We start from the raw sequence: 12,720 nt of genomic DNA on the forward strand, positions 1-12,720 counted from the left end.
TGCCCATGCCGCGCCGTTTACCCCTGGCCGCTCTTGCCGCGGGCACGGCGCTGGCATTGTCGAATGCGCCCGCCTGGGCGGGTTTTCCGGTTTCCGAGCTGGTAACATGCGCGGTGGGCGGGGAGGAATTCACCTTCACCACCACCGGCTCCTATTCCGTTTTTGGTTCGCGCCCCGATGGCAAGCCATACGGCAGCTGGGTCTTCCCGCTCCCCATGCCCGATTGCCCGGGCAATGGACTGGTCATGTACCGGACTTTCACGCCCGAAGAGATTGCCGTGCTGGAAAGTTATCTCGCCAGTGAGGAATTTGCCGGGATCCGGCAGGAAAGCAGCTATTACCGTGCTGCTCACATTGCGCGTCGGCTGGAGGCGGAAGGCGATCTTGCGCCGCTATGGCTGCTGATGCGCGCGGGCTGGCAAGTGGACGGTGATGAGGCGGCGAAGGCCCGCTACCAGCGCGAGTTTGCGCAGACCGTGGCGGAGCTCTCCGGCGCCCCGAATAGCGCCGATCACATCACGCTCGCCTTTCGGGCCGCCAATGCCTGGCGGGAACTGGGCGAATTCGAACGGGCTGGCGAAGTCCTGTCGGGCATTGCGGATCCCGCCGCTGCCACGTTCGAAGACGACACCAGCGAGCGCCAACAGCGCAATTGGCGGGAGTGGCTGGCAAAGGACATTCCCCAACTGGGTGAACTGATCGCGCAGGAGAATGCGGAGAGCGAGCCGGTGGCCATGATCCCGGACACGCAGGCCGCATTTCGCTGCGTTGAGCTGGAGCAGGATGGCGCACCCTTGCCGCAGCGTTGCACGTCGGGCGAGCTGGACGAGGATATCTCCCGCTTTCGCCAGTCCAGGTCGGCCTCCGACGGTACCTGAAAGCGGGCGCCAGCTTGCGCCCAAAGCAAACCCGCCCTTAACCCCATCCTGCTAACTGTCCCCGTTCAGGCCAGCCGCGCGTCGCGGCTTGCTGGGGTATGGGGAGCCGTTGCAGGCAGCGTTGCATGGTTGCGTTGTACATAACCATAGACACCGAATACGAGTTCGGCTTCACGCGCCATCGCGGTCTTTCCTCGCGGGAGGAGAACTTCCGGCGTTCGATCCGCTGCGCCACGGCCGAAGGCGAAGTCGGCATCTTTCATCAGATGGACGTGTTCGACCGGCACGGCCTGAAGGCGGTGTTCTTCGTCGATCCCCTGCCCGCGCTGCTGTGGGGCACCCGCGCCATCGCAGACATCGTGGAGCCGATCCTGAAGCGCGGCCACGACGTGCAGTTGCACCTGCATACCGAGTGGCTGGAACTGCTGGGCAACGCCAATCCGCTGGGCTCTCGCACTGGCGCGAACATCAAGGATTTCACCCGCGCGGAACAGGTCGTGCTGCTGGAAACGGCTATCGATCTGCTGATGCGTGCCGGTGCCCCCCGACCTGTGGCATTTCGGGCGGGCAATTACGGCGCCAACGACGACACCCTGCGCGCCCTCGCCAAGGTGGGCCTGACCCACGACACCAGCCACGCGCCCGCGCTTGCTGCGGGCGAGTGCGCGATCGGTCTGGGGCAGGAGCACCGCCGCCCGCTGCGCCGGCACGGCGTGATCGAGGTGCCCATTGGCTGCATCGGCGATGCCCTGGGCGGACTGCGCCATGCCCAGCTTACGGCCCTGTCCTATCGCGAGATCGTGGCCGCCCTTCGCCACGCGCGGGGGAATGACCTGAACAGTTTCACCGTCGTCTCCCACAGCTTCGAATTGCTTTGCCGCCAGCGCACGCGGATCAACCGCATCGTCCAGCGCCGCTTTGCAAAGGTGTGCGAGCATGTGGAGCAGATGGAAGGTGTCACCACTGCTACCTATGCCGATTGTCTGCCCAGCCCCAGCCGCCAGCCGGTTCCGGCGCCGGTCCTTGCCCCTGCCCCGCTGCTGAACGGAACGCGCATCGTGGAGCAGGTCGTCGCCAACGCGCTGTACGGACGCAACACAGTACCGCATGACGACGAAGGATCAGGGGCCGAGCCGATGACCGTTGCCAAGGCGCTGCGCTATCTCGAAATAGCCAACAGGGCCCGCATCGGGTGATTCCCGTCCGGCGCGGCGCTGCACCGGTGATGCCTCTGCCAGGTCCTTACGGACGGCAAGAAAAACGCTCATCGTTTGAGAGACAAGCGTGGTTCAAGCCGCAGTAACCATCAGCCGCAAGATCCACTTAACCAGCGTGCTGCACCTTTCGTTCATTCGACGAGGGGTGTTTTGTGATGATGGACTATATCGTAGTAGCCGGGACCGGACTTTTGCTGCTGCTTATAGTGCCTGAATCGAAGGTGCGCTGGCAGCGCCTTTCCGCGCGCGGCGGCGCTGCCATGCTATTCGGGCTTGGCCTGTTCGGCAGCGTTTTCTCGGTGATGTCGACCTAGCGCGCCACTTCCGGCATGCCGGTCGCCCAGCCTGCCGAACCGGGCGGTTACTTCTTGCCGAACAACTTGCCGGCCATGTCCGTAAGATCGTTCAGCGGGTTGCCGTCATGGTCCTGGTCGAGGATCTGCATGAAAGAAGCGAGCGAACCTTCGCCGCCTACGTGTTCCATCACCTGGCTCAGGATGCCGGTCTCGATGCCGCTCTTTTCCCTGGCCACTTCCAGCGTATCGGCATCGGCGTGATGTCCTTCCGTCAGTGCGGCAATGGCGCGTTCGGCGGTCGCCTGGTCGATGCCCAGCTTGTCCGCCATGTTCTTTACCGTGGGATGATTGTGGGCTGCGCCCAGAATCTGGTCAAACATACTCATCGCGAATCCTCCTCTTCAGGTTGGACTACAGGGTAAGCCGCCGATCCCGGATATAAAAGACCCCGCGCCGGTCTTGCGCCGGGCGGGGTCTCTCCTCTCCAGCTCTGAAACTGGTAATCAGGCGGCTTGCGGAGCCGCCTGACGTACGCCTTCATCCACATGCGCGGCGAACTGGCGGAAGTTTTCCACGAACAGTTCGACCAGCTTGTGAGCAGTGGCGTCGTATTCTGCCTTGTCGGCCCAGGTGCTGCGCGGATCGAGCACGGACTGGTCGATGCCAGCCTCGTCCAGCGCAGGAACATGAACCGGCACGTCGAAACCGAAGTTCTCGTCCTTGCGGAACTCCACCTCGTCCATCTTGCCGTCGAGCACCGCGTTCAGCAGGCCGCGCGTGGCCTTGATCGGCATGCGGCTGCCAACGCCGTACTTGCCTCCGGTCCAGCCGGTGTTGAACAGCCAGCACTGCACGTCGCCCTTGGCAATGCGTTCTTTCAGCAGGTTGCCGTATACGGATGGGTGGCGGGGCATGAAGGCCGCGCCGAAGCATGTGCTGAACGTCGCTTCCGGCTCGGTCACGCCGATTTCTGTTCCGGCCACCTTGGCGGTGTAGCCCGAAAGGAAATAGTACATCGCCTGGTCGGCGGTCAGCCGCGCGATCGGGGGCAGCACGCCAAAGGCATCGGCGGTCAGCATGATCACGTTGGACGGTGCCGGGCCGAGGTTCTGCTCGCTCGTGTTGGGGATGTATTCGATGGGGTAGGCGCCGCGGGTATTTTCCGTCTTGCTGCCATCGGTGAAGTCCAGCTCTCGCGTTTCCTCGTCCATGATCACGTTCTCGATGATCGTGCCGAACATCTTTGTCGTGGCATAGATCTCCGGCTCACCTTCGGCCGAGAGGTTGATCATCTTGGCGTAGCAGCCACCCTCGAAGTTGAAGACGGCATCGTCGGACCAGCCGTGCTCGTCATCACCGATCAGCGTGCGGCTGGCATCTGCGGAAAGCGTTGTCTTGCCGGTTCCGGAAAGGCCGAAGAAGATGGCGCTCTTGCCATCGGGGCCGATGTTCGCGGAGCAGTGCATGGGCATCACGCCCTGCGCGGGAAGAAGGAAGTTGAGGAGACCGAAAACGCCCTTCTTCATTTCGCCCGAGTATTCGGTGTTGCCGATCAGGATCAGCTTTTCGGTGAAGTTCACCGCAATCACCGTGTCGCTGCGGCAGCCGTGGCGCTCCGGGTCGGCCTTGAAGCTGGGCAGGTTGATGATGGTGTATTCAGGGTCGAAGTTCGCCACTTCCTCCGCCGTGGGCCGCACTAGCAGCGTGCGGGCGAACAGGTTGTGCCAGGCCATCTGCGTAATCACGCGCACATTCACGCGGTATTCCGGCTGGCTGCCGCCGAACAGGTCGGCAACGTAAAGCTCTTCCTGGTCGTTAGTAGCGGCGAGGAAATCGGCTTTCAGGTTGTCCCAGTGTTCCTGGGTCATCGGCTGGTTGATCTTCCCCCAGTCGATGGTGTCCTGCGTCACCTCGTCACGGACGATGAACTTGTCCTTCACGCTGCGGCCGGTGAACTTGCCGGTGTCGACCAGCAGGGCTCCATGCCGGGTCAGCTTGCCCTCGCCCTTTTCGATGGCGTGCTCTACGAGCGCGGCGGTGCCCAGATTGGCATGAAGAATGGCTTTGGTCGCGATGCCCTGATCGGACAGCGACGTGGAAAGTTCGTATGACACGTAGGCTCCTCATTACGGTCAAGATGGCAGCCGCGCATTCGTATGCGTGACAGTGCCGCTCGCATAAGCGCGTTGTCAGGCTAGGTCAATTTACCAGCGAACGAATAGTTGGGCGCAGAAAAAGTTGCCATCACGCTGCGTTGTGCCCACCGTGCGCAATCACCCCGGTTGTCACCTCGCTGGCAAGCGATTAACTCCGCCACAGGGCCCGGATCGGGGCAAGGAGAGGCATGACGCAGGCACCAGACGATATCGCTGAAGAAGCGCAGAATTCCGTGGCCGACGGACAGCGCACGATTGCGCTGGTGGATGATGACCGCAACATCCTGACCACGCTTTCCATCGCGCTTCAGGCAGAAGGTTATGCCACCCGCGTCTATTCGGATGGGGAGGCAGCGCTGACCGCGTTACAGCACAATCCTCCCGATCTCGCGGTGTTCGATATCAAAATGCCGCGGATGGATGGCATGGAATTGCTGCAGAAACTGCGCGAATCGTCCGATCTGCCGGTGATCTTCCTGACCAGCAAGGACCAAGAGGAAGACGAGGAAGCCGGCCTTGCCATGGGCGCGGACGATTACATCGCCAAGCCGTTCAGCCAGCGCCTGTTGCTGGCCCGCATCCGCACGATCCTGCGCCGTGCAGCGCCGCTATCCGAAACGGCGGAAGGCACCGCCCCCCCGCCTACCTCCCACAGCCCGGTGATCGAGCGCGGACGGCTGGCCATGGACCCCGCGCGGCACCAGGTTACCTGGGATGGCCGATCGGTCAGCCTGACAGTTACCGAGTTCCTGATTCTGGAGGCGCTTGCCATCCGACCGGGCGTGATAAAAAGCCGCAACCAGTTGATGGATGCCGCCTATCCGGATGATGTCTTCGTCGACGATCGGACGGTCGATTCGCACATCAAGCGGCTGCGGCGAAAGTTCCGCGCGGTGGACCCGGAATTCGGTGCGATCGAGACACTCTACGGCGCCGGTTACAGCTTCTCCGATGGCTGATGACAGCGGCGATGGCGCGCTGCAGGCCAGCCGGCTGGAACGGCTGGCTTTCCCCGTGGGCCGTTCGCTCACCGCCCGTATCCTGGCCGTCAACCTGATCCCGCTGCTGGTGCTGGCGGGTAGCCTGTTCTTCCTCGATTCGTACCGCCGCCAGCTGCTGGACGAGCGCTTCAAGCTGGCGCGGATCGAGGCGCAGATCACGGCCGAGGCGCTGGCCGGTGCCACGCGCGAGCGGCAGGAAGCCCTGCTCAGCCAGATCGGCCGCGAACAGCGCATGCGGCTACGCATGTACGATGCCGCAGGCGCGCTGGTTGCCGACAGCTTCGAACTGGACGCGCCCAGTTTTGTGTTCGACGACCCCGTGGCCGAGCCGTTCTTGGAAGACCTTGCCCGCTGGACCGACAATGCCGTGAATATAGCCGTGGGTGCACCCTCGCCCCCGCGTTATGTCGAGCCGGAGGATACTGCCGCCGACAACTGGCCCGAACTCGCCCGTGTGCGGCAGCAGGGGCTCTCGCAGATCGAGCTTCGCCGCGCGCCGGATGGCACCCCGGTGATCAATGCCGCCGCGCCGGTGGGCATCAACGGTGCCAGCCTGCTGACCACCCGCAACGCTTCCGACATCACCCAGGCGGTGCGCGATGCACGCGCCAGCCTGATGACCATCATCCTGCTGGCATTGCTGGTGTCGATCATCCTCTCGCTCTACCTCGCCAGCACGATCATCCAGCCGCTGCGACGGCTGGTGATCTCCACCCAGCGCGTGCGGCTGGGCCGCGACCGCGAGGTGGAAGTGCCGCGCATGGACGAACGCGCCGACGAAATCGGCCTGCTCGCTCGCGCCGTGTCCGACATGACCGCGACACTGCGCCACCGTATCGACGCGGTGGAAACCTTCGCCGCCGATGTCGCGCACGAGATCAAGAACCCGCTCGCATCGCTGCGCAGCGCCACCGAATCGCTACCCCGCGTCGAGGATCCGGACCTGCACGCTCAGCTGGTTGATATCGCCGCGCACGACGTGCGCCGGATCGACCGGCTGGTGACGGAAATCTCCGAAGCCAGTCGCATCGACGCCGAACTGAGCCGCGCCACGTTCGAGCCGGTGGAACTGGGCCAGCTGTTCGCCAACGTCGTGTCCCGCAAGATGGAGCGCAACGAGAACCGCGGCTGCATCATTTCCATCGACCTGGACACTCGTGACGACCTGGTGATGGGCGTGCCGATCCGCCTGGAACGGGTGGCCGAAAACCTTATCGACAACGCGGTATCGTTCTCTCCCGAGGGAGGTCGCATCACAGTCACCATCGCGCGCACGGCAGACCGGGTCTCCGCCACCGTCTGTGACGAAGGCCCGGGAATCCCCGAGGCAGAGCGCGAGAAGGTTTTCCGCCGGTTCCATTCGCATCGCCCGGAAGGCGAAGAATATGGCAACCATTCGGGCCTTGGCCTTGCCATCGGGCGAACGATTGCCGAAGCCCACGACGGCAGCCTGCGGGTCGCGGATTCGTCCAGCCAGCTTGCCGGTGCATGCCTCGTCCTCGAACTGCCCGCTGCGTGAGAACAGCACGATGAGTGAAGTGTTTCGATGAGCAAGGTCATGGCAAATGTAAGCTGCGTGGCCATGCGGGGCCGCGCGCTGTTGATTACCGGTCCCTCTGGCGTCGGCAAATCCAGCCTGGCGCTGGCGCTGATGGATCGCGGGGCGGAACTGATCGGCGATGATGGGGTGACCCTGGCGCAGGTGGGCGAACTGATCGTGGCCACTCCCCCGCCCAATACGGAGGGGCTGATCGAGATCCGCAATGTCGGCCTGCTGGAGGTGCCGACCGCACGCGCGCCGGTGGCCATCGTGATCAACCTGACGCCCGAGGCCGAGCGCCTGCCGCTGGGCCACGCCGCCGCATCGCTGCTGGGGCGCGACGTGCCTCAGGTGGATCTCTATCCCGACACGCCATACCTTGCCCTGCGCGCGGAGGCGGCGCTGGAAATGCACGGGCTGGACTGACGATCTCTCGTACGGTCCCAAGTCCACTCTTTCCTTTTGCGCGGCAAACGCGCACACCGCGCACCGATGGCAGACACAGCGTCGCACCAAGAGCATAGGCCCCCGCCACAGCGAATCCTGCTGGTCACCGGAATGCTGGGGGCCGGGAAAACCACCGCCCTGCGCGAGCTGGAGGACCTGGGCTGGGAATCCATCGACAACTTCCCCATTCGCCTGCTGGACCGCCTGGTGGGAGGCGACAGCGACGGGCATCCGCTGGCCATCGGCTTCGACTGCCGCACCCGCGGCTTCGTACCCGGCGACATTATCGAGCAGGTAAAACAATGGGTTGAGGGTGACGGACTCGCCATCACCACGCTTTTCCTCGATTGCGCCGGGGCGGAGCTGGAACGCCGTTTCAACGAGACCCGCCGCCGCCATTTCCTGGCTGGCGACCTGCCCGTGTCATCCGGCATCGCGGCGGAGCGCGAACTGCTTGCGCCGCTGCGCCGCTGGGCCGACGTGCTGATCGACACCACCGAATTTTCCACCAACGACCTGAAGCAGACGATTCGCGAGCAGTTCCGCCAGACCGCCCCGCAGCAGATGACCGTTACCGTCTCCAGCTTCGGCTTCGCACGCGGCAAGCCGCCCACGGCGGACCTGGTGTTCGACATGCGCTATCTCGACAATCCGCACTGGGAAGAGGGGCTGCGCGAACAGACCGGGCTCGACGCGCCCGTGGGCGAATTCATAGAACGCAGCGCGGTCTTCGCCTCCACCTTCGACAAGATTCGTGCCCTGCTGCTGGAACTGCTGCCGCGTTATGCAGAGCAGGGAAAAGCCTACGTAAACATCGCTTTCGGCTGTACCGGGGGGAGACACCGCTCGGTTTACACAGCGGAGAAGATGGCGCAGGTCTTGCGCGAGGGCGGCTTTTCGCCCACCGTGCTGCATCGCAACCTTGGATCGCGGGCAGAAGACCTGGTGGAAGGGACACAGCAACCGTGACCATCCTGTCAGCAGGCACCGTGAAATTTGAGAGCCGGAAAAGCACATCTTCCCAATGATCGGTCTGATTCTCGTTACCCACGGCCAGCTGGCCGAGGAATTCGTTTCCGCCATGGAACACGTGGTCGGCAAACAGGATGCGATCGCCACGATCTGCATCGGCCCGAACGACGACATGGAAGAGCGGCGCCAGGAAATCGCCGATGCCATAACGAAGGTGGACACCGGTTCCGGTGCCATCCTGCTGACCGACCTGTTCGGCGGCACCCCGTCCAATCTCGCCATCTCGTTGCTCGAACAGGGCCGCACCGAAGTTATCGCCGGCATCAACCTGCCCATGCTGATCCGCCTTGCGGGTGCGCGCAAGGAACTGGCGCTTGGCCCGGCAGCCGCCGCCGCGCGGGAGGCCGGGCGCAACTACATCACCCTCGCGTCCGAATTTCTCGGCCAGGATGCCTGAGGGACGCGCGCGATGAGTGAAGTGAGCCAGCAAGTCGTCATCCCCAACAAGCGCGGCCTGCACGCCCGCGCCAGCGCGAAGTTCGTGGCCGCCGTCTCCGCGATGGAAGGCCATCACGTGTTCGTGGAGAAGGACGGGCAGGAAGCTGCCGGCGGCTCCATCCTCGGCCTGATGATGCTGGGCGCAGCCAAGGGGGACACGGTAACGATCCGCGTCGCCGGGGACGACGCAGAAGCAAAGCTGGCGGAACTGGTCGCGCTCGTCGAAGGCAAGTTCGGCGAAGAATAATGCCCTCCCCCATCCGGCGTGAAATCACCGGCTTCTCCAACCCCACGGTAAAGTACCTGCGCAGCCTGCGGGACAAAAAGCACCGCAAGCGCGAGGCCGTGTTCCTTGCCGAGGGGCTGCGCCTGCTGACCGACGCGCGCGAGTGCGGGCACGTGCCGCAGATGCTGGTGATGGCCACCGGCCGCGACCCGCATCCGCTGATCGGTGCGCTGGAAACTGCCGTCGCCGAAGCCGGCGGCGAAGTTATCGTCACCTCGCCCGACATCCTTTCGAAGATCACCGGCAAGGACAATCCGCAAAGCGTGGCGGGCGTATTTTCCGAGTTCGATACCTCGCTGGCATCGCTGGACCGGGGTGCGTCGAAAATCTGGCTGGTGGCCCAGGCGCTGCGCGATCCGGGCAATCTTGGCACCATGCTGCGCACCGGAGACGCGGTGGGCGCCGGCGGCCTCATCCTGATCGACGACTGCGCCGATCCCTTCAGCGTCGAAGCCGTGCGCGCCAGCATGGGCGCTGTCTTCACGCAGAAAATCGCGCGCGCCAATTGGGATGAATTCCTGCCCTGGCTGCGGGGCGGTAACGGCCAGTTGGTCGCAGCATCTCTGCGCGATGCCGTGCCCTATCGCGGCGCGCCCTATGCTGCCCCGTGTTTCGTAATGGTGGGCAACGAATCGCAAGGGCTTCCCGAAACCTACGAAATGGCCTGCGACCTGCGCGTCACCATGCCCATGCGCGGCCGCGCGGACAGCCTGAACGCTGCCGTGGCAGCGGCGGTGCTGGCTTACGAGGTTCTGGACGGGCTGGAGGGGGAGCGGCCGCTACGAACTTGATTAGCTGCCATTGCTACGGTGGAATTTCCATCGCTTGTAGCTTTGCCAAACAGCGCTGCCGATTAACGCCCCCGACAGGACAATCCCGCCAGCAAAAGCCGACATTCCTCCCATCAGGACCGTCAGGAGAAACAGATCGCTTTGGATCGCTGCCGGCTCTGGAAGTATTTTCATCATCGCGAAAAAGGTAACCACCGCCGCAATCAACGCCGCAATTCCGATCGCAAGACGGATGTTTGGTTCGACCTGGCGCAACGCTTCGCGAACCCACGAAATTGCGAACAGCAGTGGCCCGAGGAACGCCAACATTAAGATAATTTCGACCGCGTTCATGCGACGCATTCCCTCCAGACTAAGACGCGTTCTCAATCCCCCGCCAGCAACGCGGTAATCCGCCACCGCTCGTTGCGGCGGCTGGCGATCAGGCGGTAGTCGATGATGCTGCGCAGCTTGTCGCGGGCGATGTAGCCTTCCACTTCGGCCCCGCCATCGGGGTTGGTCCAGCGTATCGGTGCGAATTCGTTGCCGCCCGGTTCCGGCAGGATGATAACGGCATCCCAGGATACCTGCTCCTGCGTCTCCGTATCGCTGCCCGGCCCTTCGTAGATCGGCACATCCTCGCCGGTGACGATAGCCCCGGCATAGGGATCGACGGGGATTTCCTGCGCGAAATACCAGGGAATCGTGATTCCGCCGGTATTGTCCGCGGCGCAGCCCAGTTCCAGCATCTTGGCGAGCGTATCCCAGAACGCACCATCGTCTGCGGCAAGCCGCTTGCGCAGTTCGGCCTTGCCCGAACCGCCGCCGAAATCGAGTTTCACGTCGTCCGCCGCCAGCGCCAGGAAAGCATCGGCATCGCGCATGTCGATGGCCGCTTGCACGCTGGCGAGAAAATCGACCGCGCCGGGCATGTCGTTGCATTCGTTTCGCGGCGCCCACGGCCCAGCAGGCGTAGCCTCGGCGGCTGGGGTGCTCTCCACCTCGGCTACCAGTTCCTCCACCCCGCGCTCCAGCCGGTCCGATGGTGGATCGCTACGGTCGCAGGCGGCAAGAATGGCCAGCAACGGCAGGGTGACGCCGATGGCGCGCGCGATTTTCATGATGTTTCCGAAGCCTCCTCGCTCTCTTTGCTATCAATAAGCAGGGCTTCTTCCGGTTCCGCAAGATCGGACAAGCCGTAGGTAGGATTTTTCTCGATCGGCTCGATCTCCTCGATCTCCTTCTTGCCGATCTCGATACCTTTTTCGGCGAGGCGCCGACCGGAGGACAGCACGTTGCGCTCGAAGCTGCCGACAAACTTGTTGTAGTTGTTCACCGCGCTTTCCAGCCCGCCGCCAACGCGCTTGAGATGCTCCGAGGCTACCCGCAGGCGGTCGTACAGTTCTGCGCCCATCCGCCCAATTTCCTGCGCCTCCTTCGCCAGCGCATCCTGCCGCCAGACCTGCGCCACCGTACGCGCGATGGCGACGAGGTTGGTGGGCGTTGCCAGCAGCACCTTGTTGTCGAAAGCGAAGTCCCACAGCGTGGGGTCAGCCTCCAGCGCGGCGGCCACGAAATGTTCGCCCGGCACGAACATCACCACATAATCGGGCGCTTCCTCGAACTGGCTCTGGTAACTCTTCGCGCCCAGCGTCTGCACGTGGTTGCGCATCGACTTGGCATGAAGCGCCATGTGCCGCTTGCGCTCCTCGTCATCGTCCGCCTCGAATGCGGCCTGGTAAGCATTGAGCGAGACCTTCGAATCGATCACTAGCTTCTTCTGCCCCGGCACATTGACGATGGCATCGGGGCGCAGCCGCCCCTCCTCCGTTTCCATCGACTGTTCGAGGTGAAAATCGGTGTGCTCGGCCAGCCCGCACTGTTCCAGCAGGTTCTGCAAGGCCCGCTCGCCCCAGCGCCCGCGCGCCTTGGGGGCATTGGTCAGCGAGTTGCCCAGCCGCTGCGCCTCGCGCCGCACTTCTTCCTGACCCAGCCGCATCGTCTCGATCTGCTGGTGGAGCTTGGAAAAGGCATCGCTGCGCTGCGCTTCCAGCGCGCCGACGTGCTGCTCGTACTTCTCCAGCCGGTCGTTCACCGGCTTGAGCAGGTTGGCGACGGCTTCCTTGTTGGCCTTTTCCGAATTGCCGAAACGCTCGGCAGCATCGGCGATGAACTTCTCCTGTGCCTTGCTGAGCACTTCGCTGCCCGCGGCGCGGAACTGGGTGAGCAGTTCCTCTCGCGCTTCCTTCATCAGGGCGATCTGCCGGTCGTGGTTGGCCTTGTCGGCCTCCAACGTGGCGAGCCGGTTGCGCGCGCTGTCGCGCTCCTCCCGCACGGCATCGAGCTGGCTTTCCAGCCCGTCAGCCCGCTGCGCGCGGACAGTGGCGTTTTCCAGGTCGATCACGGCGCGGCGAAACTTCTCGTCCAGGTCTCTTGCCGCGGCATCCCGCTCCGCATGCCGCTCTCGCCAGTCGGCAACCGAGCGGGCACCGAGGAAATAACCGATTGCGCCGGTGGCCAGGGCCACCACCACGAAAAGCACCAGAATGACGGGATCCATAAGAGGCCTTGCAACAGATAGGAACGAAACGCGAACCTAGCTGCCAGCACCGAACCCCGCAAGCAGGCCCACGCGTAATCCACGAAGATGTCGGTGATT

Annotated in this window: 15 protein-coding genes; 10 read left to right on the top strand and 5 right to left on the bottom strand. The window is 63.7% G+C overall.

Translation table 11 applies throughout. The features are described 5' to 3' along the window. Positions 1–5 precede the first annotated feature (5 nt). The 3 genes from D2V07_RS04460 to D2V07_RS18525 all read left to right on the top strand — a co-directional run bounded on the left by D2V07_RS04460 (position 6) and on the right by D2V07_RS18525 (position 2,409). Positions 6–878, top strand: a complete 873-nt coding sequence (locus D2V07_RS04460) for a hypothetical protein (protein WP_119585184.1) — start codon at positions 6–8, stop codon at positions 876–878. Between the two features lie 125 nt (positions 879–1,003). Next, the gene (locus D2V07_RS04465; RefSeq protein ID WP_119585186.1) at positions 1,004–2,074 is read left to right on the top strand and encodes a polysaccharide deacetylase family protein; all 1,071 of its coding nucleotides are present in this window, start codon (positions 1,004–1,006) and stop codon (positions 2,072–2,074) included. A 176-nt stretch (positions 2,075–2,250) separates the two neighbouring features. Then, positions 2,251–2,409, top strand: a complete 159-nt coding sequence (locus D2V07_RS18525) for a hypothetical protein (protein ID WP_158586764.1) — start codon at positions 2,251–2,253, stop codon at positions 2,407–2,409. A gap of 47 nt (positions 2,410–2,456) precedes the next feature. Here D2V07_RS18525 and D2V07_RS04470 read toward each other — a convergent pair whose 3' ends face one another. Beyond that, a complete protein-coding gene (locus D2V07_RS04470) occupies positions 2,457–2,777 on the bottom strand; it encodes a hypothetical protein (protein WP_119585188.1) in 321 nt (106 codons plus the stop codon). A 117-nt stretch (positions 2,778–2,894) separates the two neighbouring features. Further along, complete coding sequence (locus D2V07_RS04475) at positions 2,895–4,505, bottom strand: phosphoenolpyruvate carboxykinase (protein WP_119585189.1); 1,611 nt, start codon at positions 4,503–4,505, stop codon at positions 2,895–2,897. A gap of 230 nt (positions 4,506–4,735) precedes the next feature. Between D2V07_RS04475 and D2V07_RS04480 the strand changes: the two genes are divergently transcribed. The 7 genes from D2V07_RS04480 (at position 4,736) to D2V07_RS04510 (ending at position 10,082) form a co-directional block, all read left to right on the top strand. After that, entirely contained in the window at positions 4,736–5,506 is a 771-nt protein-coding gene (locus D2V07_RS04480; protein WP_119585191.1) for a response regulator transcription factor, read from the top strand. Beyond that, positions 5,499–7,067, top strand: coding sequence for a sensor histidine kinase (locus tag D2V07_RS04485; RefSeq protein ID WP_119585193.1), 1,569 nt, complete (start codon positions 5,499–5,501; stop codon positions 7,065–7,067). The genes D2V07_RS04480 and D2V07_RS04485 overlap by 8 nt, the downstream gene beginning before the upstream one ends. Positions 7,068–7,106: 39 nt before the next feature. After that, positions 7,107–7,514 carry an HPr kinase/phosphorylase gene (locus D2V07_RS04490; protein ID WP_233548240.1) on the top strand — a complete coding sequence of 136 codons (408 nt, stop codon included), beginning with the start codon at positions 7,107–7,109 and terminating at the stop codon, positions 7,512–7,514. Positions 7,515–7,580: 66 nt separating this feature from the next. After that, positions 7,581–8,504, top strand: a complete 924-nt coding sequence (rapZ, locus tag D2V07_RS04495; RefSeq protein ID WP_119585197.1) for an RNase adapter RapZ — start codon at positions 7,581–7,583, stop codon at positions 8,502–8,504. Positions 8,505–8,559: 55 nt separating this feature from the next. Further along, a complete protein-coding gene (locus D2V07_RS04500) occupies positions 8,560–8,964 on the top strand; it encodes a PTS sugar transporter subunit IIA (RefSeq protein WP_119585199.1) in 405 nt (134 codons plus the stop codon). A gap of 12 nt (positions 8,965–8,976) precedes the next feature. Next, positions 8,977–9,252 carry an HPr family phosphocarrier protein gene (locus D2V07_RS04505; RefSeq protein ID WP_119585201.1) on the top strand — a complete coding sequence of 92 codons (276 nt, stop codon included), beginning with the start codon at positions 8,977–8,979 and terminating at the stop codon, positions 9,250–9,252. Further along, the gene (locus D2V07_RS04510; protein WP_119585203.1) at positions 9,252–10,082 is read left to right on the top strand and encodes a TrmH family RNA methyltransferase; all 831 of its coding nucleotides are present in this window, start codon (positions 9,252–9,254) and stop codon (positions 10,080–10,082) included. Before D2V07_RS04505 ends, D2V07_RS04510 begins: the two co-directional genes overlap by 1 nt. Here D2V07_RS04510 and D2V07_RS04515 read toward each other — a convergent pair whose 3' ends face one another. The 3 genes from D2V07_RS04515 to rmuC are packed head-to-tail and all read right to left on the bottom strand — an operon-like array spanning position 10,083 to position 12,621. Further along, positions 10,083–10,415 (bottom strand): hypothetical protein, encoded by a 333-nt coding sequence (locus D2V07_RS04515; protein ID WP_119585205.1) that lies wholly within the window; start codon positions 10,413–10,415, stop codon positions 10,083–10,085. Positions 10,416–10,447: 32 nt separating this feature from the next. Continuing rightward, positions 10,448–11,182: a hypothetical protein gene (locus D2V07_RS04520; protein ID WP_119585207.1), complete on the bottom strand. Its 735-nt coding sequence runs from the start codon at positions 11,180–11,182 to the stop codon at positions 10,448–10,450. Beyond that, positions 11,179–12,621, bottom strand: coding sequence for a DNA recombination protein RmuC (gene rmuC, locus D2V07_RS04525; protein WP_119585209.1), 1,443 nt, complete (start codon positions 12,619–12,621; stop codon positions 11,179–11,181). The genes D2V07_RS04520 and rmuC overlap by 4 nt, the downstream gene beginning before the upstream one ends. Between the last annotated feature and the right edge of the window lie 99 nt (positions 12,622–12,720).

The organism is Aurantiacibacter zhengii (genome assembly GCF_003584125.1).
GTDB classification, from domain to species: domain Bacteria; phylum Pseudomonadota; class Alphaproteobacteria; order Sphingomonadales; family Sphingomonadaceae; genus Alteraurantiacibacter; species Alteraurantiacibacter zhengii.